Annotated in this window: 20 protein-coding genes, 2 tRNA genes and 3 pseudogenes; 6 read left to right on the top strand and 19 right to left on the bottom strand. The window is 45.0% G+C overall.

From position 1 onward, the window contains the following. Nucleotides 1-71 precede the first annotated feature (71 nt). The 9 genes and pseudogenes from ACOGW3_RS18045 to ACOGW3_RS18005 all read right to left on the bottom strand — a co-directional run bounded on the left by ACOGW3_RS18045 (nt 72) and on the right by ACOGW3_RS18005 (nt 7,882). Complete coding sequence (locus ACOGW3_RS18045) at nt 72-497, bottom strand: hypothetical protein (protein WP_419904252.1); 426 nt, start codon at nt 495-497, stop codon at nt 72-74. Next, complete coding sequence (locus ACOGW3_RS18040) at nt 494-1,066, bottom strand: recombinase family protein (RefSeq protein WP_419904251.1); 573 nt, start codon at nt 1,064-1,066, stop codon at nt 494-496. The genes ACOGW3_RS18045 and ACOGW3_RS18040 overlap by 4 nt, the downstream gene beginning before the upstream one ends. A gap of 128 nt (nt 1,067-1,194) precedes the next feature. Next, nucleotides 1,195-2,076 (bottom strand): annotated as a pseudogene (locus ACOGW3_RS18035) (Tn3 family transposase); the annotation flags it as partial. 27 nt (nt 2,077-2,103) lie between these two features. Then, nucleotides 2,104-3,336 carry an ISL3 family transposase gene (locus ACOGW3_RS18030; RefSeq protein ID WP_419901077.1) on the bottom strand — a complete coding sequence of 411 codons (1,233 nt, stop codon included), beginning with the start codon at nt 3,334-3,336 and terminating at the stop codon, nt 2,104-2,106. Nucleotides 3,337-3,406: 70 nt separating this feature from the next. Next, nucleotides 3,407-5,473, bottom strand: a complete 2,067-nt coding sequence (locus ACOGW3_RS18025) for a Tn3 family transposase (protein WP_419904250.1) — start codon at nt 5,471-5,473, stop codon at nt 3,407-3,409. Nucleotides 5,474-5,759: 286 nt separating this feature from the next. Beyond that, nucleotides 5,760-6,326, bottom strand: a pseudogene (locus ACOGW3_RS18020) (recombinase family protein); the annotation flags it as partial. A 213-nt stretch (nt 6,327-6,539) separates the two neighbouring features. Next, nucleotides 6,540-6,971, bottom strand: a complete 432-nt coding sequence (locus ACOGW3_RS18015) for an RNB domain-containing ribonuclease (protein WP_419904249.1) — start codon at nt 6,969-6,971, stop codon at nt 6,540-6,542. A 28-nt stretch (nt 6,972-6,999) separates the two neighbouring features. Further along, entirely contained in the window at nt 7,000-7,461 is a 462-nt protein-coding gene (locus tag ACOGW3_RS18010) for an RES family NAD+ phosphorylase (protein ID WP_419904248.1), read from the bottom strand. A 1-nt stretch (nt 7,462) separates the two neighbouring features. Beyond that, nucleotides 7,463-7,882 carry an antitoxin Xre/MbcA/ParS toxin-binding domain-containing protein gene (locus ACOGW3_RS18005; RefSeq protein WP_419904247.1) on the bottom strand — a complete coding sequence of 140 codons (420 nt, stop codon included), beginning with the start codon at nt 7,880-7,882 and terminating at the stop codon, nt 7,463-7,465. Nucleotides 7,883-8,183: 301 nt separating this feature from the next. Between ACOGW3_RS18005 and ACOGW3_RS18000 the strand changes: the two genes are divergently transcribed. Then, nucleotides 8,184-8,432 carry a type II toxin-antitoxin system RelE family toxin gene (locus tag ACOGW3_RS18000; RefSeq protein WP_419904246.1) on the top strand — a complete coding sequence of 83 codons (249 nt, stop codon included), beginning with the start codon at nt 8,184-8,186 and terminating at the stop codon, nt 8,430-8,432. Between the two features lie 10 nt (nt 8,433-8,442). After that, nucleotides 8,443-8,775, top strand: coding sequence for a helix-turn-helix transcriptional regulator (locus ACOGW3_RS17995; RefSeq protein ID WP_419904245.1), 333 nt, complete (start codon nt 8,443-8,445; stop codon nt 8,773-8,775). Nucleotides 8,776-8,987: 212 nt separating this feature from the next. Here the strand turns inward: ACOGW3_RS17995 and ACOGW3_RS17990 are convergent. From ACOGW3_RS17990 to ACOGW3_RS17980, 3 genes and pseudogenes are all read right to left on the bottom strand, one after another. After that, nucleotides 8,988-9,170 (bottom strand): annotated as a pseudogene (locus ACOGW3_RS17990) (helix-turn-helix domain-containing protein); the annotation flags it as partial. Nucleotides 9,171-9,533: 363 nt separating this feature from the next. Further along, entirely contained in the window at nt 9,534-11,972 is a 2,439-nt protein-coding gene (locus tag ACOGW3_RS17985; protein WP_419904244.1) for a GcvT family protein, read from the bottom strand. Between the two features lie 37 nt (nt 11,973-12,009). Beyond that, nucleotides 12,010-13,572, bottom strand: a complete 1,563-nt coding sequence (locus ACOGW3_RS17980) for a trimethylamine methyltransferase family protein (protein WP_419904243.1) — start codon at nt 13,570-13,572, stop codon at nt 12,010-12,012. A 178-nt stretch (nt 13,573-13,750) separates the two neighbouring features. Between ACOGW3_RS17980 and ACOGW3_RS17975 the strand changes: the two genes are divergently transcribed. Further along, nucleotides 13,751-14,659: a LysR substrate-binding domain-containing protein gene (locus tag ACOGW3_RS17975; protein WP_419904242.1), complete on the top strand. Its 909-nt coding sequence runs from the start codon at nt 13,751-13,753 to the stop codon at nt 14,657-14,659. Nucleotides 14,660-14,733: 74 nt separating this feature from the next. Here ACOGW3_RS17975 and ACOGW3_RS17970 read toward each other — a convergent pair. After that, nucleotides 14,734-14,809: transfer RNA gene (locus tag ACOGW3_RS17970), tRNA-Glu, on the bottom strand. A gap of 483 nt (nt 14,810-15,292) precedes the next feature. Here ACOGW3_RS17970 and ACOGW3_RS17965 point away from each other — a divergent pair. Further along, nucleotides 15,293-15,898, top strand: coding sequence for a substrate-binding periplasmic protein (locus ACOGW3_RS17965; protein ID WP_419904241.1), 606 nt, complete (start codon nt 15,293-15,295; stop codon nt 15,896-15,898). 72 nt (nt 15,899-15,970) lie between these two features. Here ACOGW3_RS17965 and istB read toward each other — a convergent pair whose 3' ends face one another. Continuing rightward, nucleotides 15,971-16,783 (bottom strand): IS21-like element helper ATPase IstB, encoded by an 813-nt coding sequence (istB, locus tag ACOGW3_RS17960; protein ID WP_419901088.1) that lies wholly within the window; start codon nt 16,781-16,783, stop codon nt 15,971-15,973. Then, nucleotides 16,780-18,288: an IS21 family transposase gene (gene istA / locus ACOGW3_RS17955; protein WP_419901087.1), complete on the bottom strand. Its 1,509-nt coding sequence runs from the start codon at nt 18,286-18,288 to the stop codon at nt 16,780-16,782. The genes istB and istA overlap by 4 nt, the downstream gene beginning before the upstream one ends. A gap of 372 nt (nt 18,289-18,660) precedes the next feature. Between istA and ACOGW3_RS17950 the strand changes: the two genes are divergently transcribed. Beyond that, entirely contained in the window at nt 18,661-19,404 is a 744-nt protein-coding gene (locus ACOGW3_RS17950; RefSeq protein ID WP_419904240.1) for a substrate-binding periplasmic protein, read from the top strand. Nucleotides 19,405-19,419: 15 nt separating this feature from the next. Beyond that, nucleotides 19,420-21,006 carry an ATP-binding protein gene (locus ACOGW3_RS17945; protein WP_419904239.1) on the top strand — a complete coding sequence of 529 codons (1,587 nt, stop codon included), beginning with the start codon at nt 19,420-19,422 and terminating at the stop codon, nt 21,004-21,006. An 88-nt stretch (nt 21,007-21,094) separates the two neighbouring features. On the opposite strand, the gene ACOGW3_RS17940 is transcribed toward ACOGW3_RS17945, so the two are convergent. From ACOGW3_RS17940 to glpX, 4 genes are all read right to left on the bottom strand, one after another. Next, nucleotides 21,095-21,170: transfer RNA gene (locus tag ACOGW3_RS17940), tRNA-Glu, on the bottom strand. 74 nt (nt 21,171-21,244) lie between these two features. Beyond that, nucleotides 21,245-22,024: a DUF1194 domain-containing protein gene (locus ACOGW3_RS17935; protein WP_419904238.1), complete on the bottom strand. Its 780-nt coding sequence runs from the start codon at nt 22,022-22,024 to the stop codon at nt 21,245-21,247. Nucleotides 22,025-22,033: 9 nt separating this feature from the next. Further along, the gene (gene recJ, locus ACOGW3_RS17930) at nt 22,034-23,824 is read right to left on the bottom strand and encodes a single-stranded-DNA-specific exonuclease RecJ (RefSeq protein WP_419904237.1); all 1,791 of its coding nucleotides are present in this window, start codon (nt 23,822-23,824) and stop codon (nt 22,034-22,036) included. 110 nt (nt 23,825-23,934) lie between these two features. Continuing rightward, the gene (gene glpX / locus ACOGW3_RS17925; protein ID WP_419904236.1) at nt 23,935-24,903 is read right to left on the bottom strand and encodes a class II fructose-bisphosphatase; all 969 of its coding nucleotides are present in this window, start codon (nt 24,901-24,903) and stop codon (nt 23,935-23,937) included. Nucleotides 24,904-24,938 lie beyond the last annotated feature (35 nt).

Raw genomic sequence — 24,938 nt, 5'->3', positions numbered from 1 at the left:
AGTCTCTGCAGTTTGCTGCGGTATAGGCTTGGTGCCACATAGCTGTTTATTGGCGGAGCATCATGGGACAGTTATTGATTAGAGTTTGCTTTCAATAATACCGAGACATTCTCTGGCGTGAATTTGAAACTTCGTCGATCAGGAATGCGCTCAACAGAAATAGGATACTTAGGTCGGCGAGTATCTATTCCTGTAATTTTAAACCTCTCTCTTCCTGTATTGAACTCTCGCCCAAAATCGTCCGGCGCAAGACCATAACTCTCTGCCAACATTTCAAATATTATTTTTTCAGGCTCAAACACACTGCCGTCAGGCAGAGGGATTGCAATACGTAGCCCTAACTCAAACCCATGGCGCAAATTCACTTTTTTCAAGCCACCATCTTCTACAACAAGGCCGTACTCTGCAGCTACCTTTTGACAGGCTTTCAGCATTTTTCTCTGTAGGGCATCGCATAATTCCGGGGTCAGGTTTCGTGGTGGCTTAATTGCATTCATTGAACTTGTTCCGTGGTGATTTTTTGAGTTTTATAAATAGTCCCCCGGGAGATACCAAGCTCGCGAGCAATCTGGGTGGGGCCTTGGCCCTGGGATAATCGACGGGTGATTTCAGCTCGATCTATTTTAGGAGCCCTTCCTTTATAAGCACCTCGGATTTTTGCGGAGGCAATACCTTCAGCTTGACGCTCACGGCGCAGATTAGTCTCAAACTCTGCAAAAACACCCAGCATGTCAAAAAATGCCTTACCGGTTGCTGTTGATGTATCCACGGGTTGCTCGGTGGCGTAAAGATTTGCCCCTTTTGATCTCAACATCTCTACTATTATTTGAAGATCCTGTAATGATCGCGCCAATCGATCAATTCTCGTCACGACAAGAGTTTCACCCTCGTGGATGAAATCAAGAATGGTTTTCAGTTCTGGGCGACTTTCAAGTGATGCACCACTTTTGCGCTCTTCTCGAATAATATTACAACCCGCATGTTTCAACGCCGAAATCTGAGCATCCAGTCGCTGATCGGTTGTGGATATGCGTGCATATCCAATGCGGGTTGTATTTTCGTTCATTTAGGGTATGCCACAGTGCAAAATTGTATATTAACTAAAAAGGGACCCAAAATACACAGGCTTTTCCAACAAAATACTGTTCATTGAAATTGTGTATTTTGGGTATACCCAAAGTGACGATAATAATTTTACGCTGCCTGTGAATTTGGGAAGAAATTTATCCGGGTATTCAAATCCAGGTCAAAACTCCCATATGGATTTGTGTTTCCATAAATTAGCGGATTGAGCCCTCGATAATCTTCCGGTGTCATTCGAGCCGCCCATTCGGGTTCAGAAAGAATGGACTGTATCATCTGTGTATTCACATAAACCATCGATGCCTGCAGAAGGTGTAATGCCAGAACAGAAACTTCCTGACCTTTGAGGTTATTCGAATTGATTTCTCCACCTTTGCCGAAGAATACAAAGCCGTTCGCACTATTCCAATTCTCAACGACATTCAAGCCATCATTGATCTCACGACGAAACTGCTCATGACGTAAATACCGACACAGAAAAATAGTCTTGATGGCCCGGCCAAGTTCACTCAATGCCTTGTAGGTTGGGTGCATAACATCGGAACGGGTGAACCTTCGCAGGATGGCCTCCGGATCTGCAATACGCTCTTTCATTGCGGTAGCATATTTGACCATTTCATCATATTGCTGCTCGATTTCCTTCCAGTTAATGACTTTGGAAAGAATTGGCTGGATGTTTTGTAATTCCGTTTGTATCAAAGCGTTCGGGAGCGCCAGTTTCTGGCGGGCAATCGCCTTCAGGCGGGGAGCCAGATCAAAGCCGAGAAGATAGCAAAAGGCAAATCCGACAACACTTTGTCCATGACTATCAACATACTGGCGTTGTATTTCTTTATCTGTGCAATGACGAAGGACACCCTCGATCATTGAACCAACTTCAGATGAAGAGCATCGCTTGAGTTGGGAATAGATACACGTAGAGCCCTTATCAACGTGCCAGTAGATCATCACACCCCGGCCACCATAACGAACATGCCATTCGGTCATTAAATTGGCACTTCTCCGCTTTGTTGAGTAGATTTAGGATTTCAAATAGAGCATAGATTGATTATCTGGAATGGATGATTGTCTAATTTTGAGTTTGAAGTATTCGGTATCCTTGATGCCTCTGGCTCGCTTACGGATCATTCCTATACTGACATTACCAGCCTCTATCCTGGCGCTTGTGAGCTTGTGTTTGGCGTAGTTGCAGATGCCCACACAATGTTTCCGTAGGGATTTCGCGAACTTTTTTAGATAGAGCATCTGTGACTGATCTGCTATCAGGCACCAACGTTCCAGTTGCTCCGCCATCGCCTCAAATGAAGCGGCACTCCACAGCAGCTGAAGCTGTTCTTTCAAGACGTAAAGTGCATTCAGGTTGCTATTGCTCTCCAGCAACCTTTGCAGCTTGTCACTTTGTTTTTCACTCAACTTATCCGCATTTTTGAGCAACAGATAATGTGTCCCTTTCATCAACTCTTTACCACTTGGATCGGCCTTTCTGAACTCAAGTCGACGCTGATTATGGATAGCTTTGCTGTAGTTTTTCATGACGTGGAAACGGTCAAATACTATGTCGGCCAACGGCAAGGACTCTCTGACAGCCTTTTGGTAGGCAGGCCCCATATCCATCGCTACGGCCTTTATTTTGCAGGCTGTATCTGGTTGCAGTTGTTTCAAAAACCTTGAAAAAACCTCGGCAGTTCGGCCTGCTTCAACCCAGATCAGATGACCGCCAACCATATCGTAGACCACCGTCATGTAGTCATGACCTTTCGCCCGGGCAACTTCATCTACACCAATATATTCCAAGCCAGTTAGCTCTGCAGGATCAAGCGTAGGGAGAGTTTCAATAAGGTATGCCCTGTCGATATTCTTGACCGTTTCCCATCGTATATCCAAATGTCTGGAAACCGCTTGAATAGACATATGCCGACATAATCCACTGATCAGTCGGCAAAATCGGTGAGTGAAACGGCACCCTTTATCAACAAAATCACACCCCTCAATGCGGCGTTCGCCCTTGTTAATATAAACCTGCGCCAGCTCAATCTCGACCACACAAGGATACCCAAAAAGGGGGATGTCGTTTACTTGTCGGCGGACATGCTGGTTGATGCTTCCCTTCTGGCCTGTAGCAGGGTCTATAGCCCTCCTACGCGCGTCTCGGCTGCAGTGAATGACAATCTTAACACCGCCGTCATCCAGTTTAATTTCATTTACACGTTGCCCTTTGAGGCCTAAAATATGCTGCGAGATGTTGATTGTCATATACCTGCTCTATGTAAAGTTATCAGAAACCATACATATCAACAGGTTACTTGGCGGTCGGCATCTTTTTCTACTCAACAAAGCGGAGAAGAGCCATTAAATTTTGGTCCCAGGCGCCAATCTTCTTGGAATCTGAAGCACAGGCCGTCCCTGTCTCTCCCCAAACCATTTTGCTTCGAATACCAAGTGTCGCATTTGCAACCCGGGCACATGCCTCCCTTAATGATTCTGCATTGATAAATTTTTTATAGATATGGAGCAGTTCGTCATAACTAACACCATCACACCCGGCGGCAATTCGTTTAAGACCAGCATTCGTACCAAGCCCATAAAGGGATAAAATTAGCCTGTAATCCAGGGTCTCAGGAGAAAGTGCTACCCGAGAAGCCGATGTTTCAAACGCTCTTAGAAAGTTCGTATCAAGAGCGGTTTCCTTTAATATATCAAGCAGGCTAAGCATCGGCCAACGTCTTCCAAGCTCTGCCTTGACCCCAACCAAACCGCTTGGTTCCGGTAGAGCCTCGAATGGAGTAATAGAAATCCTGTTTTTGCCCTTCCAATGGATACGAACCTTTTTATTGCCAGGTATTTCTGTATTAAGAAGGCGTAATTCGCGCTCTAGATCAGCCTTGATAGAGGTAATAAAGGTATGGGCATCGCGCGTCAGATTCAAATTTTTATAATAGGAATCTCGTTGGGATTCAAAGTCCTGAGGAAGGTCTTCATCGGGGTTTCGATGGCGGTTAGCACCGACAATCCAGATCTCTTTTGATCTAATACGATCGCGTAACTGGCCAAGAATACAGAGTTCATAGCTGATGCGATTGACACGCCCGTCCTCCCCGATAACTGCACTGCGCCACTTTTTGGGTATAACATCCTCAATGGGTACCTCATGGACAGGAACAAATCGGCTATTATTATTAACTTCTCGTTGTATCCATTCCAGAGCCTGCAGGACAGGACGCCAGGTCGTGTTATTTGAACGAAACTCCAACACAGCCAGCAGTTGTGGTAACATTCGGCGGTAGTGGTTGGCATAGGACCGGCGCATCACTTCATATATACGAAGATCAAGAGTTCCCTTTGCTCGATGCTCTTTGATGATTGCGGCTAATTTCTCTTCGCTAACGACAGGAAAAATTACATCGGAAACACTACCCGACGAATTTTGAATAGCGGCGCCTGCTATATCAACAAGAAGTCGCTCCTTACCATACACTTTTTCAATATCCCGGGTGATTTCAGAGATAACTTTGCGCCTTGAACGAACACTTATTTTATGAATCGTTTCAATCAGGAGATCAACCAAACCATCAATAATTTGTGCTTCCCTGGTCATGAGATATACAGAATAGAGTCCTAACCGGCGCTCTATGGAATGTCTCTGCATATCCGATGCTGTTTCATTCCCAACACGCCGGACAATGATTTCAATCCAGTTGGTGCCTGGTTTGGATAGTAAGTCTCTCGGAAGGTTTAGCTTTTGGATAAAGGCAAGCCGTTCAGTAACAGAAATGATATTATCAAGTGTTGGTTGCCCAGGATCACTTTTGATTGCATGAAAACCAGCTTCGTTTTCCGGAGAGAGTAGAGATTGATCCATCAACTCATTTGCTTCAGGGGAAATCCGAGCGAATATTTCGGCAAAATAGTCGTCCAAAAACCGTTTACGTTCAGAACGAACAAGTCGGCCCGCTTCTTTTGTGGATGACCAATAAATTTTTTGATCCCGGCACCATATGAAGACCTGGTCAATCATCTCGGAGACAGAAGAATTTCCAGGGCAAAGCTGAGTAAATATCCAACTTTTTAGAGCACGACGATCAGACTTTCTCATGCGCCGGAAACCAAGAAATTTAATGATTTCTGTGCGATGTCGTCGCCCAGAGCGCCCTGAAAAATCATACACATTTAGATTTGTGCCATCAGAACCAAGCTGTTCGGCCAAATATGCTATAGCCTCTTTTGGTAGATCCGCCGTGGTTTCAGCAAAGTAGCCAAAACTAGCGAAAAACTTTAACTGACATGAAAATCCGAGCTGCGCTGAGACGGACTTTATATTCACTAAATCAAACTCTGAAAAAGAAAGGCTCCAGTTTTGAACTAATCCACTGTCTGTAATATGCAAATTCATGTTTTAACTCCTGAAATAAAGGAGAGAAAACACAACATGCTTGAAGGAATGAAGTCAATTACACTGGGGTTTGTTCACAAAATGTTCTTTTAGATGGCCGTTTTCGCAGCTTCGGGCCAGTTACCCCTAACGGGCTTGAAATTAAATGGCCTGTCTCGGGCCGAACATCAGATTTAACCTCAATTGTTGATGCTCTTGAGGGTCTCTAATGGGCGTAGGTGCATAATACGTGTAATCTGTCCCACTTTTCTACGTAACTATCTGTAAATATGTTGTATTTCTAAAATTTAATACCCCGGTGTCGCAAATATCTGTAGAGCGTAGCCTTACAAATTCCGAGATTTTTTGCGATACTATTTACTGATAATTCACCTTCTTTATAGAGGGTTTCCGCTGCAATCGCCTTGAATTCGGCTTCATCGGATAATCCTTTTGGTCGACCACCCATACGTCCTCGCGCCCGAGCAGCTTTCAACCCCGCCTGCGTGCGCTCACTGATAAGATCCCGTTCGAATTCTGCCAGTGAGGCGAATATGTTAAAAACAAGCCTTCCTTGAGGATTTGTTGTATCAATAGGATCGTTGAGGCTTTTTAACCCCACTCCTTCGCTTACCAGATCATTCACCAGCATAACGAGATGCTTTAAGGAGCGGCCAAGTCGATCCAGTTTCCAAATAACGATTACATCATCAGCGCGAACCTGGCTTAAAAGCTTATCAAGTTCTTTTCGTTCCGTTTTGGCACCGCTGACAACTTCAGAGAATATTTCCTCACAACCGGCTTTTTTCAATGCATCAATTTGCAAATCCAAATTTTGCTCACTGGTAGAAATACGTGCATAGCCAAATTTCATGATTTAGTTTTATGATCTCATATGAATTGATGAATAATGTACTTTGTTTGTAAAGACCAGTTTTTTATACTACTTGTCCTTGGCACAGGCAACTACTGCCCACTAAGTTTTTAAGTTCACTTTAACGATCCTTTAAATAAACTCACACATAATTTTTAAAATATTCTATTTTTTACAGCAGCTTATATCCAAAATTGGTACAGATTACATGTATTATGCACCTACGCCTATCTGGTGATCTTTGGCTGTTTTGTTCGATATAAGGTTGTTTACCCGGTCGTGTGACAACCGCATCTCGGATTTGAGCGTGTTCCTGCTGATTTCCAGATCCGAAACATCGAGGGAATTCTGATCAAGAGTGATCTTGAATGTCAAAACCTGACGGTCGACGTTTGGTAACAGGCTTAGAGTGTCCTCTGAAAGCTCGGGTGGGATCATGGGGATATTGCGGAAGGCACCATACCTTGTGAAGGCGGCTTTACGGGCTTTTAGGTCCAGTTTACTACCTGGTGTAATGGCAGATGATACATCGGAAATACTGACGGTCAGGATGATTTTTTCTTCTACGATGTCTAGCCAGAAAGCATCGTCGAGATCTTTTGATGTAACCCCATCAACGGTTACACCTTTTACGTAAGAGCGCATGTTTATACCTGGTAGTTTCTGGGTGTTTTTATCGGATCATCTTTTGTAAGCGCAGGTCGTAATAGAAATCTGTTTCGTTTACGATCTTCATTGTTTCTGCGTCAGAATGCTTCGGATTAATTAATAAATTATATTCATCTCTAACGATTGCAGACGGCACTTGCAATCCTGCTTCCGTACCTTCCTGGAGCCACTTACTGCCAAAATTCCTGGAAGCATCAGTATCTGGGAGTTGATCCCAACCCTTGGGTAGTTGTTTCTCTGTGTAACGTACAATTGTAAAGTTGTCCGGCACCCAAATTGTTAAGATCTTTAATTTAGGCAGTGTAGATGCTGATTCATGCACGAACCGTTCTAACGCTGCCAGTGAACGGGATGAAGCTGTGTATAGTATAGGGTGGCCTTGATTATGCCATCGACCAGAACCGTACATTCCACCTGCTCCCGATAAGTCTGCAAAATTTGCATGTGCTAATCGGTAAAGTTCCACGCTATGCCGTCATCCCATATTTCATCCGGGTAATTACATCGTTTACAAAATCAATTCCCGTCATTGTATCCAAGTACATGAAAGCACTTTTATTTCCGAATATTACCTGTGGTGTTTTCATCCATTTTAAAGCAGTTTTCTTGTCATTAAAATACTCAGTGGCGCTCGTTAATACACGAAGAATAGCCAATGTGTGTTCGCTTTGCTGTGGTGTTAAATGATCGGCTTCTTTTTTGCGTTGCAGGCTACGTAAATTTACACCTATCAAAGGCACTAAATCTCCCTTTGCCAAGTGCAAAACAGTTACAGCTTGATCAATCATGCGTACTGGCAGTCCTTCTCTGATCACATTAAGGGAACTCTCTGTTGTTCTCATCGCTTTAGCGTCACCCCCAAGTAGGGCATATTCAGTTGCATACATCACTATCTCCTTTCATAGGTATTATAGTAGCGACAATTGGCGCGATTGCAATAGCCAAATGTCGCTATAGTGACTTGTCCTCTTGCCGATCATCGTATGACTAGGTGAGTATGGCTTGATATTTGGGGCATGTATCTGAAACTGGTTTTCAGCGGGAACCATTGAGTATACTTGGTTTTTGGGCTTCAGAATAGAATGATCAAGAGGCTTTCTTTGATATTAACTGCAAACGTTCTGATTTTATTATAATAAAAAACATTGTAGCTATTGACTACATAGTAGCTTATAGCTACAATTCAATATGAAGTTGATAACCTACAAACCTGCCGCGCGAAAAGCTCTCCGCAAGATGCCGTCAAAAACGGCGAAACGGATTGTAGGCAAGATTGAATCCTTTGCAATTAGCCCGGATTCACAAGCTAACAATGTCACTAGCTTACAAGGTCGTAACGGTATACGCCTCCGTGTTGGAGATTGGCGTGTGATTATGGAAGACGGCGAAGTTCTCGACGTTCTTTCGGTTGGACCCCGTGGTGACATTTATAATTAAGGATGACATTATGGAAACGATAACCTTACCCTTGACTGACTACAATGCCCTCATCACTGCGAAGGAAGACCTTGAAGATATCCTAGCATTTGATAAGGCTGTAAGTGACGATAGCGATGGCCTTCCTCATGAATTTATGTTGCGCCTAATTGATCTAGAAAGTCCCCTCACCGTATTTCGTGAGTGGCGTGGATATAGCCAGACAACCCTAGCAAAAACATCTGGCGTAAACCGTGTACAAATTATTGATATTGAAGCAGGACGTAAAACAGGTTCCGTCCAAACATTAAGGAAATTGTCCGAAACTCTCGGCATTACTATCGATGAACTGGTTTGCGATTAGAGGGGGGAGCATGAAAATGCTACCCCCTCTAACTACCTGTTGTTGCTCGCATTCATAATCATCAATTCTCGCATTTATCCGGTTTTTTCGTCTCACATTAATGGACTGCTTTCTGGCTTCCGTGCATAATACGCGTAATAGGTAGTCACTTTGTCGGTAAGTTATTATAAACACACTATTATTTAGATCGTATTTTTTGTACTTTAGCTGAATTCGATCCCTCTGTGTCGCAAATACCTATAGAGTGTAGCCTTACAAATCCCTAGATTTTTAGCGATACTATTTACGGATAGTTCGCCTTCTTTATAGAGAGTTTCTGCTGCAATTGCCTTGAACTGAGCTTCATCAGAGAGCCCTTTGGGGCGGCCACCTGTGCGACCTCGCGCCCGAGCAGCTTTTTGGGGTCCGCTCCGGTAGGGGGCGGGGGCGGCCTAACTGGCCCGAAGCTGTGATTTAGGCCAAGCTCTGAAACCAAGGGTTTCTCTCAGTTTTAGCGGATTGTTATTATGGGTGTACCCAAAAATCACAAATGGAATATACAGTTTTAAGCTCGATATTGTGTATATTTAGGGTCGATATTTTAAAAATAAACAATATCTGGCCCAAGCATACCCAAAATGTACAGTTTTTGACTCGTTTGTACTAATTTTGTTCTTTTAGATGGCCATTTTCGCACGTTCGGGCCAGTTACCCCAATAAAAAAGCCCTCCAGTATAACTGGGGGGCTTTTTTAAATTCAACTCAACTCATAAAATGAATTAGCTCACATCTCTTAGCTTCAGGTTTTTGGGATCGTATAAAGGTTCTTTTGATACGACAGCTGGATAGCGCTGCCCCAAAATACTGACTTCCAGTTTTGAACCTTCAACGGCTAAATCTGTTCTGACAAAGCTTAAGGCAATATTTTTATCAATATGGAAACCATAGCCACCAGATGATGTTATCCCGACGATCTCATCACCTTGATAGATCGGAGAACAATACGGAGCCTCAGCGACATTCGTATCGATAATCAGGGGAACAAAGCGTTCTTTGATGCCATTCTCTTTATGAATTTTGAGGGCCTCACGGCCCATGAACGGGCCTTTTTCCACGTCGATGAAACGATCAAGAGATAATTCATATGGCGTGTATTCGTGAATAATATCCACCTTCCAGGAGCGATAGCATTTTTCTAAACGTAGTGAGTCCATGGCATACAATCCAAAATCGGAAACACCGAACTCTTCCCCGGCTGACATAACCTCGTCATAAACATGACCAAGGAACTCCATGGGCACGTGTAGTTCCCATCCGAGTTCACCAACGTAGTTAACCCGCATGGCCAGGATATCTGGAGAGAACCCAATTTCAATTGCCTGGGTTGTCAGCCAGGGAAAAGCTTTGTTGGAAAGATCTGATTTGGTGATTTTCGACAGGAGATCGCGAGAGCGTGGTCCTGCGACAACCAGCGTGCCATAACTGTCAGTTATATTTTCGAATTCAACGGAACCATCCCCAGGCATGTTGGAAAGTAGCCAGTCTTCATCGTGCCATTCCCCCGCGCCAGCTGAAATCAACCAGTACTGATCTTCCCCAAGGCGGGTGATGGTCATCTCTGTCATGACATGCCCTTTGCGGGAGAGGAAATAAGAAAGTGACATTCCTCCGATCTTTGGCATTTTCCCGGCAATCATATAGTCGAGCCATTCTGTTGCCCCTGGGCCGGAAACTTCATATTTGGTGAAACCCCCGAGATCCAACACCCCTACTCTTTCACGAACTGCCTTACATTCTGAGCGAACGGCATTGTTCCAATTACGTCGATCATCAAGGAACGATACTGTTTGTTCTTCAGGGCGCGGCTCGCCTTCTAGCGGGATCCATACAGCGCGTTCCCAACCACCACGGGCACCGAAGAAAGCTCCTTTTTGTTTTAGCTTATCATAGACCGGTGTCATCTTAGCGGGGCGGCCTGCAGGACGTTCTTCATGTGGAAAAGGAATAGCATATTCGTTTTGATAAACTTCGATTGCTTTATCGACGACGTATTTTTGCGTGCCATAATCGGTGTAACGACGCGGGTCAAACATCCACATATCCCACTCGGATTCTCCTTCGAGAACCTGTTCGGCGATAATTTTACCAGCGCCACCCGATTGGGTGATGCCAAAGCTAAAGCCACAACAGTGGTAGAAGTTATCAAGGCCGTAAGCCGGACCAATATATGGAAGACCATCTGGTGTATAGGGAATGGGTCCGTTGATAACCCGGGCGACACCACCTTTCTCCAGGATCGGCACACGGGCCATGGCCTGTTCGATGTACCATTCGATCCGCTCTAAGTCATCGTTCCACAATTGAGACGCAAAATCTTCTGGCAGACCGTCAAGCCAGTGTGGCGTTGCCTTCCACTCATAAGGACCAAGGATTAACCCATCGCGTTCCTGACGCAGGTAATAACTGTCATCAGGATCTCTTAGAAGAGGCAGTTTCTTATCCAGAGCTTCTAGGTCAGGAATGGCGTCTGTCACAAGATATTGGTGAGAGAGAGAAACGATCGGAATATATTGGCCAACCATAGCTGCGATTTCACCGCCGCGATACCCGGCTGCATTAATTACCTTTTCACAGGTAATAGAACCTTTTTCGCAATCAACGCGCCACTCACCATTGGGGGTCTGCTCTATTGCCGTCACACGATTGAATCGTAAAATTTTCACGCCGAGGTCGCGGGCGCCTTTTGCATAGGCCTGGGTTAGCTGGCTTGGATCAATGTCACCATCCAACGGGTCCCAAAGTCCGCCTTCTAATTTGTGGGTCTCAAGAAAGGGATATATGTCCTGCATTTCTTTAGGGGTCATGATTTCATAATCAAGCCCCTGGGCTTTTGCCATGGATTTGACGTGTTCAAACTCGAACATACGCTCGTCAGATTGTGCCAATCTGATAGACCCGGTCCGAGTGTAGTTCATTGGGTAGTCAACTTCTTCTGACAGCTCACCATACAACTCTACGCCGTATTTTTGCATCTTCATGATGTTAACGCTGCCGGAATAGGTTGGGCAATTACCCGCTGCATGCCAGGTTGAACCCGAGGTCAGTTCATCCATTTCCAGCAAAACGACATCAGTACACCCCATTTTTGCGAGATGATAGGCCGCACTACAACCAACAGCGCCGCCACCGATAACAACAATTCTTGCATGACTTTTCATTATTTTTATCCTGTTCAACTTTATTGTTTTGCTGTCATCAGCCTTTTGTCATCAAAGATCTGGGCAACTTAATATCGAATTCCGCTCGAATTTCTTTATCCATCTTGTCACTGATATGCCTTGGGTGATGGTTGGCCATGGTATCTTTAACCATTTCAGTCGCGATAGATAGGGCTGTTGGCTTACCTTTTTCATCCCATTCGTTCGGGCTGCTTCGCTCGCCTGTATCTGGGTAAAAATATTCGGATTGCATGACTGATAGGGTTTGGTCTGAGCCCAGGTAATGTCCAGGCCCCTCTTCACACACGCTCCGGATGGCATCTAGTGACAATGTGTCCTCGTTTACTTCAATACCTCTAACTGTTCTCAGTACCGATCCGATTGTGTCGTTATCAAGAACGAGGCTTTCCATACAAAAGCCGAGTAGGCTCGCGTGCATACCTGCGGATTCATAAACAAGGTTGGTTCCGGAGTTACCCGTTACTGCATGATTGTACCCTTTTTCGGCCCCCGCCTGATAATCAGGAACTTTAGAATCACACATACCGCTTGGTACGCCAGTTGGCAGGTCATAAAACCGTCCCATCTGAGCACAGGCAGCAACCAACAAGGCTTGTTCGCCACTGCCACCACTCATCGCACCAGTCCGAAGGTCAGAAACGAAAGGCCAGGTACCGAAAATAGCAGGTGCTCCAGGTTGAATAGCATTTACATAACATAAGCCAGCCAGAACCTCGGCGGTTTCCTGAACGACTGCTCCTGCCAATGAAGCAGGAGATGTCGCTCCTGCTTGTCCTGCAGCTAATAAAAGAACGGGCATGCCGCCACGTACTGATACTTCCAGGCAGCGACAGGCATCTTCGGCAAATTTCAGGGGGGGAACCACAAAACAGTTGGACATGCTGACAAAAGGACGCTCACGCCACTTTTTCTCGCCCCCAGCAATCATGTGGAGCATTTCTAATGACTTTTCGACATGGTGTGGCTCTACCCAACTAGAACCAACGTGTTTAGTTGTACCGGAGACTGCTGCATAGCATGTGTTGAAATCCATATCGAAGGGATCTGGTAAATCACGACAAACAACAGAGCGCTGGAAGAAATGGATATTATCCAGCTTATCAACTTGTCGTGCGATATCATAGAGATCCTGTGTCGTGGATTCTCGGTACTCCCCCGTATGGGCGTCGACCATATGAACAGCAGCGCCCGCAGTACCAAAGTATGTTTTACTGCCAGTTAACTCCATATCGTGTTTTGGATCTTGACCATACAGGACGACGTTACGATTTACTTTAGTCAGCATGTCCTCAACAAGGGCACGTGGGAAAGTGAGCCGGCCATTATCTTTGAGAACACCGCCGGCAGCTGTGATGATCTCAATACAGCTGGGGATGGCATCCGCTAGACCGATGTTTTCCAGCACATCGAGCACGGCGGTATGAATTCGTTTTACCTGCAGGTCACTCAGAACTTTGAAGTTACCACTTTCTAACCCGGGGCGTACGGCTCTTGCCTCCTCGGCTAAAGGTGCAGACCTTATTGCTTGTCTTGCAACGCGCCCCCCACGGCGGCGGTTCTGTGTAACTGCTTCACTCATTTTTTACTCTCCAGAAAAACCTTTGTTTGATTGTGGAGAATTGTGAATTTTTGAACAATTGATGCTTTTTCACCTATTGGTTACTTTTACTCACCATTTAAATTTAAAAAGTGTATATTAATAGTTGTTACACCATAGGTTATTCTAAGATTTTACTTACAAGCTTGAGGAATATTAAGTGTTACAGAGACGGCAACTTCCAAATTTAAACGCTCTTCGTGCGTTCGAATCAGCAGCACGGCTTCTAAATTTCCGGATGGCCTCTGAAGAACTTAATATAACACATTCTGCAATTAGCCATCATATCCGTAATCTGGAAGACCAACTCGGGGTCAAACTATTCAACCGCGCAGGTAGAAATGTTGTTTTGACCGAATCAGGTATATTATATTTGCCAATTCTAAGTGATTGTTTTGATCGTATTGCAGAAGGTACACGTCTTGTTCAATCACGAGAGCGTCCAAAAACTCTCATTGTTCAGGTGTATATTACCGTAGCGATGTACTGGCTCTTACCGCGCATCCATGATTTTTTTCAAGCCAGCAAGGGAATCCAGGCCCAACTGAATACTTCTTATCTGGATTGGGACTTTGATAGAAGTGGTACAGATGTTGGTATAATCTGGGCCACAAAAAAGGATCCAGATCTCGTTTACCTTCACCTGGCAGAAGCACGGCTTTCGCCTATGTGCCATAAAGATATTGTAATGGGAGAGCATCCCCTTCAAGAGCCAAAGGATTTGTTAAACCATCATATCTTACAATTGTTTAATCATAATCGAGATTGGGCGATGTGGTTTAAAGAGGCAGGTGTTGAGGATTGGGCACCTGACCAAGCGATTACATACGATAATTATCTCTTGGCTTTAGAGGCTGCGAGTAAGGGCCATGGTGTAGCTATGACAAACTCTCCTTTTGCGACCCCGAGAGACACCAATGAAAATTTAGTCAGACCCTTTGGCTCTCATAGTTGTCACAGTGGTGACTGGTACCTTGTCTGTAAAAAGGAACTGGCTGATAGCCCGAAAGTGAAAGCATTTTATAAGTGGATAATGGGTGAGTTGGGTAATGAAGAAGGTGGTGACTGAAGCTGCTATTTTAGGGGTCTAATCTTGAGGAGCCCAGATATCAAAAAAGCCGCTGAAAAGCGGCTTTGAAACGATGGCGACCCCTACGGGATTCGAACCCGTGTTGCCGCCGTGAAAGGGCGGTGTCCTAGGCCTCTAGACGAAGGGGTCATCTATCGGTGAGCAAGTAATTACCTATTTAGCTGACCCAATGCAAGCCCCTTTTATCAACAAATACGATTTTTTTTATTTTTCTCAAAAAATAGTAAGCATTTATCGATTCATAGTTATAAATCAGTAATCTAGGCGAGAATATCTTTATTAGTAGCTCACGTTTTTAACATAATTTCCTCGAGGAGAACTCGAATCGATCCTTTAAATAAAATAGGGCTACTCTATTGCTTTTGGGTAAGCACCCTCCCCAGTTGATTCGCTCCTCTTATGCGTATAATGAGATAATTAAATCTCCTAAAAGTGAAATTGCCTTTATACCCAATATATTATCGACTGCGACCATTGAGGGAAGTCTGAGCTAATATTATATTTATGGTAATAAATTTCATTTAAGATAACTCGGAATAACAAGTTTCTTAAAAAAATTGTAATACTCAAAGACAAGAAGCCTTACCAAGCTGAGCTCGCCGGAGACAGAATATGAAAATTCTTGCCGGTAATTTATACATAAAAGTAATACTAATCCTATTTGGATGCTTTATCTCTCTTACTGCCAGAGGAGATGAAAAACCTCTAAAACTTCTGGCTGTAGATTTTCCCCCCTATGAGTTCGAAACGCCAGTAAATGGCCTAAAGGGTTTTGACGTTGAGGTTGTTGAAGAAGTTTTTCGGCGTATCGGGAAAAGTATAGAAGTTGAGTTTTTGCCATGGTCCCGCGCCGTAAAGATGGTGTATGCGGGTAAGGAGAAAGCTCTGTTAACATGCGGACACAATACAGAGCGTGATAAGAATTTGTATTTTTCCGATCCCATTAGCGTTGGCACACATGGTTACTTCATACGCACAGATTATCCCGGTCCGGAATTGAAATCTCTTGAAGAGTTACGCGGTCTCAATGTAGCAGCAGTTCAGGGGTATTCTACGCAAAAGGCTCTTGAGGAGCTTGGTATTGAACATGCAATCGTTCGGACGGATACAATCGCCCTTAATATTCTACTCGCCAAGCGAATTGATTTTTACTACGCGGCAATTGAAGGAAATCTTTTTATCGCGAATCAAATGGATATAACCGATGAAGTAATGTAGAGCGTCAACCACTTTGTCCGGTTGCGTCAACCACCTTGGCCGCTTTTGATGCGGCTGTGATCTGACGTTTATTTACGATGCTTCAGGCATATTTTTCACCTTTTTGTTTGTGGTTTTCCGCAACATTTTTTTGAGATTTTGGGCGGCTTCCCATTGTCTGTAGCTGTCGATATTCATCTCAAGAATGGTTGAGTGGTGAACAAGACGATCGATTGCTGCAACGGTCATGGCCTTATCTTGAAAAATATTGTCCCATCCGCTAAAAGGTTGATTGGCAGCAATTGCAATACTTCGGTACTCATATCGTCTGGCGATCAATTCAAAGAGCACGGATGTTTCAGATATATCCCTTTGTGCATAGGTAATATCATCGAGAATGATGAGATCAAATTTATCGAGTTTTGCGAGGGCGTTTTCGAGCATAAGTTCACGTCTGGCAGCCTGGAGTTTTTGCACCAGATCACTGGTTTGCGTATAGAGCACACGGTATCCAGCCTCTATAAGAGCATAACCTACGGCGCATAGGAGATGAGTTTTTCCTCCCCCTGAATTTCCAATGGCAATCAGATTTGCTCTTGCGTCAATCCAGTCACCGGCAGACAAGGCTTCGACCTGCGCCTTTTTCACGTTAGGCAGCCGCTTGAAGTTAAAAGTGGCCAGAGTTTTTCCGCCCAGCAGGTTTGATGCGTTGAGATGGCGTTGAATGCGTCGCGTGTCCCTTTCGGCCAATTCATATTCGGCCAAAACGGCAAGGAACCTGGCTGCTGACCAGCCCTCCTTGTCGGATTGGATTGCGATATCTTGCCAGTGTTTGTGAAAGCTGGGTAATCGTAAGTCAGTTAGCATAAGAGGCAGCTTGTGCTGATCCACTTCAATGTTTGTCATGCCCGATCCTCCAACAGAGTATCAAAGACTGATAATGAAGGTTGAACCACGGGAATATCAGGAGGTAAATCCGTGTTCTTTTTTGTGATATTCAGCTTAAGTTTTTTTGCGCAAGGTAGCCTTCCTGCATTGATTTCTCTCGAAATCAGGTGCGCGACTTCGGCCTCACAAGCCTCTTCGTGCGCAAGGAAAAGTATCCCAACCATCTGACGACACGCATCTCTGCGGGACAACTTTTTCTGAAACAATGTCCAGGCCAGGGAGTACTCGGTTCTTGGAAAAATACTGTCACGATAAATAGAATTGGCGAGTGCCTGAGGTTTACGTTTGAGAGCATGAATGACGTGATGATAATTGATAACATGAATGCGGGGGCCTTTGCCGTGCCCCCGCTCACGAGAATGGCTGACGACATGAGTGCTGCCTAGATAGGCTTCTATCCGGTTATCGTAAATATGGACACGCAAGCGTTGACCAATTAGGCGAGAAGGGGCGCTATAAAAAACCTGCTTAACTAAAAAACCACTTGTTTTGGTAACTCTCGACACGACTTCAGTGTAATCTGTTGTTCGCCGAGGAGGTAACGCCTTGAGAGATTTCAACTCTGTTTGGATATCTTGGTCACGATGTTTGTTCCGTCTAGCAATCAGCTCGTCCAAAAATCGCCGATACTCATCCAAAGTGTCAAAGTCATTACTGCCACGCAAAATCAGGGCCTGCTTTATCGCAGTCTTAAGGTGACCGTGGTGAGATTCAATGGCACCGTTCTCGTGTGATTCCCCTCTGTTATTTCGACTGGCCTCCATACCGTAGTGCTCAACAAAAGCAGAATAACGTTTGGTAATGTCCTCCTTTTCCTCAACGCTCAAATTCCGAAAGGCCGCAGACAGGCTGTCGGTCCGGTGGTTTTCAGGAGCGCCCCCCAAGGACCAAAGCGCATTTTGTAAGTTCTCCGCAAGGGCTGTAAAACTCTCACCGCCAAGTACGACCCCAACATGTTCCCATCGGCTATATACCAGAACAAAATGATAGAGCCGATGCACCAAAGGATCTCCTGCAATGGTAATACTTAAGTCGGCTGCATCCGTGAAATCTGATTGGCCCATGTAACCCGGCTCAGGTGTTTGCCTGAAAATGATATCCTTTTCAGGGCCATTCAGAGCCCGCCATCCCCGAACTCGGCGCTCTAACGTGCGCTTGACACGGTCATCGGGAAAACGGAGCGGATAGAGGCTCTGTATGTGGCGCAACAAAGTAATGGGTTTGACCGAGTTGTCTTTATCCAAAATGGGAAGGATGTCCTTATCCCAGATATCTTCAAGCGGATCAGAAACTGTTCGCCCTCGCTTTATATTGCGTTGTGACGGTAAAGTCGCATCAACGTCAAATCGGCGGGCCGTGCGTTCGCTAAACCCTGCGCGGGCAGCGGCGGTTCGTTGACCATGAGTTTTTCTATCTGTCATGTAAAGTCTCAGTTGTTCATCTGTGATAAATTTATACGGCAAACAGGTTCCTCCAATTACATCTAGAGGTTCCTAATTTATCAACTCACAGCAGCTTGTAACTAACACCAAATTAAGCCTTGGCCGGTGGATCTGATTATCAAACGGGCACGCCCTTTTTAATGATCAGATCCACCGGCCAAGGTGGTTGTCGCAACCGGCCAAGGTTATTGTCGCTGAACAAAGTAAAACATTACCCGTTTTATTTCAAAAACTACCATCTTTGTTTTAGTAAAAAATGGTCTGGTGCAAGGGAACTTATTATTAAGTTTAACCACAGTCTTGCCCAAGTAAGGGCCGATGGCACCTACGATGCCATTCACGATAAATACCGTTAAAAACGACTGAGCTAGTTACCAATACGGAGTTAAAGTCATGAGACAAGTACTCAAGATACTATCAACAGTCTTCCTCGCGTTTTTTCTTCTGTTTCCTTTATCTGGGTCGCTAAGAGCAGAAATAGTTGTTTTTTCTGCTACAGATTTTCCTCCCTATGAATTCGAGAAGCCAGAGGAAGGATTGCGTGGTTTTGATCTGGAAGTCATAGAAGCTGCTTTTGCCAGAATGAAAACCTCAACAAGTTTTGAGTTTTTACCATGGAAGCGTGCGGTTGAACAAACAAAACGAGGACTGTTTGCAGGTACACTTTCTTGCTCACATAAAGTAGATAGAGAAGAATTCTTCATTTTCTCTGATCCAATAAGTTATTCTTCTCATGCTTACTTTGTACGCCAAGATTTTAAAGGCTTTCAACCCACAAATACTGTTGAAGCCAAGGGGTTAAAGGTGGGCGCTGTCTTGGGATGGGCGCAGGCTGAGATCATGGTGGAAGCTGGAGCGGACGTTATGACTTATCGATCTGAAGAGTTGTTATTTCGAGATCTTTTAAAAGGCGTGATCGACTATGCTTATTTGTCTTTGGAAGCATCTAACTATAGAGCTAAACAACTGGGGCACTCAAATAAATTCCGTACAACTCAAACTAAGACAAAAGAGCTATTCCTTTGTTTTAGTAAAAATTGGCCGAACGTAGAAGATGTTGTTCTGAAATTCAATGAAGGGCTGGCAGCAATTAAGGCTGATGGTACTTATGATGCTATCCATGCGAAGTACAAATAAATTGAGGTAAAACTCATGCCTGATAAAAATGGTGAAGCCCTCCCCCTTAGGAACCGAATTGCCTATAAACAGACCCAGTTTGTCGTGCTGTTGGCTTTTGGGTTGGGCCTATTGTTCAGTTTATCGCAAATATATGTGGATTATCTGAAACAAAACAGTGCACTACCAGATACGATCCTCCAAGTGGTGAGCACCGTCAAGCAATCAGCGGCCGAGGCTGCTTTTCACCTTGATCCGGAGTTAGCTAGACAGGTTGGGAACGGTCTATTCGAATATACCCCTATATTTAAAGTACAAATTGTTGGTGATTTGGGGAACGACCAGGTTTCAGATGATTTGGTGCTCATGGAACGCCCGCTCCATTCTGGGCCCTATCATTGGTTTTCGTCTTTGCTTTTTGGTGATCAACAAACTCATGAAGTCTCGTTGTTTATGGAAGATAACCCCTTGGACAAGGTTGGGGTTCTAACTGTGGTCGCGGAACCATATTTGGTGGCAAGCGCTTTTATCGATCGCTCGATCAATGTCCTTCTTTTCGGTATACTTCGAACAGGAATATTTGCCCTGTTTGTCCTGTTTTTCTTTTATTATACAGTTACAAAGCCGCTGACAAAATTGAGTAACAGTTTGTCAGATATCAATCCTGAAAAACCTTCACAGGAACGACTATCGCTGCCTAAGCACCATGAACAAGATGAATTTGGCGTCTTAACGAGGAGCGCAAACCGGTATTTGAGAGCCGTGGAACGCCATCTAGCCCGGCGTACTGAGGCAGAAGGTGCCCTATATGAAGCAAATGAGGAACTTGAGAACAGGGTTGCTGAAAGAACAGCTGAGTTGGAAACAAAGTCAGAAGATTTGGCAATCGTTGCCGATAATTTAATGTCTGCTCGGGATGAACTAGAAGAACTGAATGCACAAAAGGATAAATTCTTTTCCATCATTGCACATGATTTAAAAGGGCCATTTAATGCTCTACTTGGTTATGCCAGCCTATTGTCTGATAAGGAGCGTGAACTCGATCGTACAAAAATGGCTGAGTATGGAGGAGCTGTTCATAAATCTGCTGTATGTGTGTTCCGGTTGCTAGAGAATTTACTTGAGTGGTCTCGCCTACAAATGGGGCATATGGAATTTCATCCAAAATTGGTCGATCTTCAGGAAATTATCGATTCAAACTTGGAACTATTCGCCCCAATTGCCGAGAAAAAGGCGATCGAATTATCCGGAAACGGTGACCCAGCAGTTGGTGTATTTGCTGATAAGCACATGGTCAGTGCAGTTGTTCGGAACCTTATAAATAATGCCATTAAATTCACGCCGGTTCAGGGCAAGGTTACCATAAGTGTCCGACGTAATGATAAGTGGGCTGAGGTGGATATTACTGATACTGGCGTTGGTATACCTGAAAGCAAGGGAATGGGATTGTTCCGCGTAGATAAAAAGACATCAACTACGGGTACAGGGGGTGAAACCGGTACCGGTCTTGGTCTTCCCCTTTGTAAGGATTTAGTTGAAAGGCAAGGAGGCGAAATTCAAGTGGAAAGCAATCTTGGCGAAGGATCAACTTTCAGTTTCACTTTGCCTCTGCATAACCCATAAATTCAAGCTTTGAGCTTAGACCTTGCAAAAGTAACCTTTTAAATATGCTAGGAATCAAAAAAGCCGCTAAAAAGCGGCTTTGAAACGATGGCGACCCCTACGGGATTCGAACCCGTGTTGCCGCCGTGAAAGGGCGGTGTCCTAGGCCTCTAGACGAAGGGGTCATCTATCGGTGAGCAAGGATTTACCTATTTAGCAGACCCAATGCAAGCCTTGAATTTCGATTCTGTTATTTTTTTTATTTTTCTGTGCTGGCAAGGTTTAAAACAGGCCCTTTTTGAGCCACTGGTACGCCACCAATTTCCTTTACCAGCTTTTCCATCATGGCAACGCCGAAGTCTTCGTAAGTCGTTGCTGTTTGTACAAAAGCCCCTGTTCCCCCAATCACAAACTTCTCATAATACCGATCGATAAAGGGGTCTTCATTTACGATGGCAAGGCCATTAATCGTTATCCCTTGTGCTGTGGATTGGTTTCTAACCAATTCAGGAGGGGCACCCTGGTTTGATCGACCATCCCCTGATATATCAATTACTTTACGGGCTCCGATATATTTATTTGTTTCCATTTGCCGTGTTGAATAAGTAATGGCTCCCCCAATTGATGTCCCTCCCCCAAAAATAAATCTAGGAGTCTCATCAACCAAATCGGCAAAAGCCAGGGAACCTTTTTCATCTGTGATCAAATACCAATCTACAGCAACTTTTTGTAGGAGATTATTTGCCCACTGTACGACTGATACCGCGACGCCTCGATCTCCGGATACCGCGATAGCCTGTATTACCTGAGGTTCTCGAAAAGCCTGGGCTATACCGCGCATCTGTAGATCAAATTCTTGCGCAGAGACACTGGTGGAGGCATCAACTGCAAGAACGAGCTCTAGATCAACATTAAGCTTATCCTGAGCGTATACTGGGGAAATGTGTGCCAACGCGGTTGAGCAGATAGATAACATAAAAAGGGCAGAAAAAATTCTGCCCAAAAACTGTGTTATGAAACGTTCAAATAAGTGATCCATAAAGATACCTTAGCGGTTAATTATTGCGGCGTCTTCAATTATCATTTGAACACCGTCCGGTCCTGACCACGTATCTTTTTTTAACTTTCCGCAAACATGGAGAGGTAAGCCGCCAGTATTTAGTAAGACCTGTCCCAATTCATTGTCCAATGATCTAAATGCTATTCCTTTGATGGTTTTGCCGTCAGAACCGCTTAATATGCAGCGAACATGGTTTTCACCGACGATGCCGGGACGCAAAACGCGAACAGATGGCATAACAAAGCGTGGTTGGGGGTTGCCCATTCCAAAAGGACCACAGGATTCCAAAAGATCAATTAGATCTCCAGTTGCACTACCCGGTTGCAGGGCGCCATCAACACCGAGCCCAGGCACAAATGAAGCTTGATCCATTGCAGCAGATAGTCGCTCATTTAAAAACTCACAAAGCTCACTATAACGTTCTTTTTTTACGGTGAGACCTGCTGCCATAGAGTGTCCACCACCATTTTCCAATATTCCTGCCTGACGCGCGGCTATTATCGCAGCCCCGAGATCTACCCCAGGAACTGAGCGCCCAGACCCCTTCCCTATTCCTTGGTCATCAAAGGCAATGACAAAGGAAGGCAAGTTGTAACGATCTTTAAGTCTGCTCGCGACAATACCAATAACACCAGGGTGCCAACTTTCGCCTGCGACAAGAACACAGCCGCTTAATCCTTCTTCATCCCCAATTGAACCCAAGGCCTGATCGAGGACTTCACTTTCAATGGTTCTTCGGTCTGTGTTGTATTCTTCCAGCTGTTTGGCAATGCTTACGGCTTCGTCAGGGTTATCCGTCGAGAGAAGTTTTGCTCCGAGCCATGATTGCCCAACACGGCCTCCTGCATTGACCCTTGGCCCCAAAGTGTATCCTAGATGCCCACTATCAGGACGTTCAGATAATTTAGCCACATCTGACAAGGCAACAATTCCAGGGTTTTGTCTTTTGGCGAGAACTTTAACTCCTTGGCTTACATAAGCCCGGTTCAGTCCTGCAAGCGGTACGACATCGCAAACGGTACCTAGGGCGACAAGGTCTAATAAATTCATGAGATTGGGTTCTGGCATTCCGTGCTTAGAGAACCATTTGGCTTCTCTGAGGCACCGATTTAAAGCAACAAGAACAATAAATACCACCCCGACAGCAGCAAGTGATGAGAACTCTCGACTTTCATCTTGCCTATTTGGGTTTACAACGGCGACAGCTGGAGGAAGATTTGCTTCTGCTTCATGGTGATCTATCACTAACACATCGAGGTTGGCATCTCTGGCACCTTCGAGGGCTTCAAAAGCGGATGTTCCACAATCGACCGTAATAACCAGAGAGCAACCTTCTTTTTGTAACTTGAGCAATGCTGGAAGATTTGGCCCGTAACCTTCACTCACTCGATCAGGAATATGAACGGCTAAATTAATACCAATATTTTTAAAGTATCGTATAAGCAATGCACTGGAAGTGGCTCCATCTACATCATAATCTCCGAATACGGCTATTTTTTCGCCCGTGTTTATAGCACTAAGAATTCGGGCTGTGGCATCGTCCATGCCCTTCATAACTGATGGGTTTGGAAGCCAATCTCGAAGGGTTGGCTTTAAATAGGCTTCTGCATCCTCAAAGCCGACGCCACGTGCTGCAAGAAGGCGTCCAATGATTTCAGGAAGACCTAATCGCTGGCTCAAAGCCAGTGCGGTTCTTTGATCCTGAAGGCGTTCTTCCCAACGCTTTCCTGTGACGGAACTATCAACACCAAGGAACACTTCACGTTTGTTGTCGGGCATGTATGCATTACCATTTTTCAAATATCTTTGAGAACAGCCTACTGTTCTAGCCTCAAAAAACAAGAGGCGCCATATAGGCGCCTCTGTCACATTTTATTGAGCTTGGTATTTTAAACACCCAAATTGTCGTACCAGGTTTTACGGTAGAAGTTATGGGTTGCATCAACCAGACGAGATGTACCGGTTTTGGAACGCATAACAACGGACTGTGTTGTCGCACCACCTTTGTAACGACGCACGCCACGGAGAAGGCTACCATCAGTTACGCCGGTGGCTACAAACATCACATCGCCTTTGGCAAGCTCATTGATTTCGTATTTACGATCGAGGTCTTCAATTCCCCAGCGTTTGGCACGGGCAACTTCATCATCGTTTCTAAATAACAAGCGGCCTTGGAACTGTCCGCCAGTACAACGAAGAGCAGCTGCCGCCAGAACACCCTCAGGAGCACCACCGGCACCCATATAAAGGTCAATACCGCTATCAAAGCTACTGGTTGCCATTGCACCAGCTACATCGCCATCACCGATGAGAACGATGCGCGCTCCACATTCACGAACCTGAGTGATTTTCTCTTCGTGGCGTGGACGGTCCATGATGCAGACCACAAGGTCGCTAATGTCAGTTTTTTTTGCTTTGGCAAGATTGCTCAAATTATTGAAAACGGTGTCGTCCAGATCCACGACGCCCTCAGGCAAACCACCACCAACGGCAATCTTATCCATATAAGTGTCTGGCGCATTCAGGAAGTTACCTGATTCAGCCATCGCGATAACGCACATGGCGTTCGGGCCGCCTTTGGCTGTCAAAGTGGTGCCTTCAAGTGGATCAAGCGCAATGTCTACACCTGGTCCACCCAAACCAACTTTTTCACCGATATAAAGCATTGGGGCTTCATCGCGCTCGCCTTCGCCAATGACGACAGTACCGTCGATGTCCATGCCGTTAAGGGCATCACGCATAGCATTAACAGCAGCCTGATCAGCAGCTTTTTCATCTCCGCGCCCCATTAAACGGGAAGAAGCCAGCGCTGCAGCTTCAGTGACACGTACGGTCTCTAGGGCCAGGTTGCGTTCCATATCTTTGTCCTCTGACTTTGATATTGTTCAAGGTT

The organism is Kiloniella sp. (assembly GCF_965205715.1).
Taxonomy (GTDB): Bacteria; Pseudomonadota; Alphaproteobacteria; order Kiloniellales; family Kiloniellaceae; genus Kiloniella.
The sequence above is the reverse complement of the archived record's forward strand: the minus strand, read 5'-3'. Positions and strand labels throughout refer to the sequence as shown.

What these genes read in the sequence shown, in the direction of transcription:
- glpX (WP_419904236.1), bottom strand. Translation starts at nt 24,903, where the DNA reads ATGGAACGCAACCTGGCCCTAGAGACCGTACGTGTCACTGAAGCTGCA.
- ACOGW3_RS18045 (WP_419904252.1), bottom strand. Translation starts at nt 497, where the DNA reads ATGAATGCAATTAAGCCACCACGAAACCTGACCCCGGAATTATGCGAT.
- ACOGW3_RS18030 (WP_419901077.1), bottom strand. Translation starts at nt 3,336, where the DNA reads ATGACAATCAACATCTCGCAGCATATTTTAGGCCTCAAAGGGCAACGT.
- ACOGW3_RS18015 (WP_419904249.1), bottom strand. Translation starts at nt 6,971, where the DNA reads ATGCGCTCTTACGTAAAAGGTGTAACCGTTGATGGGGTTACATCAAAA.
- ACOGW3_RS17985 (WP_419904244.1), bottom strand. Translation starts at nt 11,972, where the DNA reads ATGAAAAGTCATGCAAGAATTGTTGTTATCGGTGGCGGCGCTGTTGGT.
- ACOGW3_RS18005 (WP_419904247.1), bottom strand. Translation starts at nt 7,882, where the DNA reads ATGTATGCAACTGAATATGCCCTACTTGGGGGTGACGCTAAAGCGATG.
- ACOGW3_RS17995 (WP_419904245.1), top strand. Translation starts at nt 8,443, where the DNA reads ATGGAAACGATAACCTTACCCTTGACTGACTACAATGCCCTCATCACT.
- ACOGW3_RS18000 (WP_419904246.1), top strand. Translation starts at nt 8,184, where the DNA reads ATGAAGTTGATAACCTACAAACCTGCCGCGCGAAAAGCTCTCCGCAAG.
- ACOGW3_RS17965 (WP_419904241.1), top strand. Translation starts at nt 15,293, where the DNA reads ATGAAAATTCTTGCCGGTAATTTATACATAAAAGTAATACTAATCCTA.
- ACOGW3_RS18025 (WP_419904250.1), bottom strand. Translation starts at nt 5,473, where the DNA reads ATGAATTTGCATATTACAGACAGTGGATTAGTTCAAAACTGGAGCCTT.
- ACOGW3_RS17980 (WP_419904243.1), bottom strand. Translation starts at nt 13,572, where the DNA reads ATGAGTGAAGCAGTTACACAGAACCGCCGCCGTGGGGGGCGCGTTGCA.
- ACOGW3_RS17950 (WP_419904240.1), top strand. Translation starts at nt 18,661, where the DNA reads ATGAGACAAGTACTCAAGATACTATCAACAGTCTTCCTCGCGTTTTTT.
- ACOGW3_RS17945 (WP_419904239.1), top strand. Translation starts at nt 19,420, where the DNA reads ATGCCTGATAAAAATGGTGAAGCCCTCCCCCTTAGGAACCGAATTGCC.
- ACOGW3_RS17935 (WP_419904238.1), bottom strand. Translation starts at nt 22,024, where the DNA reads ATGGATCACTTATTTGAACGTTTCATAACACAGTTTTTGGGCAGAATT.
- istB (WP_419901088.1), bottom strand. Translation starts at nt 16,783, where the DNA reads ATGACAAACATTGAAGTGGATCAGCACAAGCTGCCTCTTATGCTAACT.
- ACOGW3_RS18040 (WP_419904251.1), bottom strand. Translation starts at nt 1,066, where the DNA reads ATGAACGAAAATACAACCCGCATTGGATATGCACGCATATCCACAACC.
- recJ (WP_419904237.1), bottom strand. Translation starts at nt 23,824, where the DNA reads ATGCCCGACAACAAACGTGAAGTGTTCCTTGGTGTTGATAGTTCCGTC.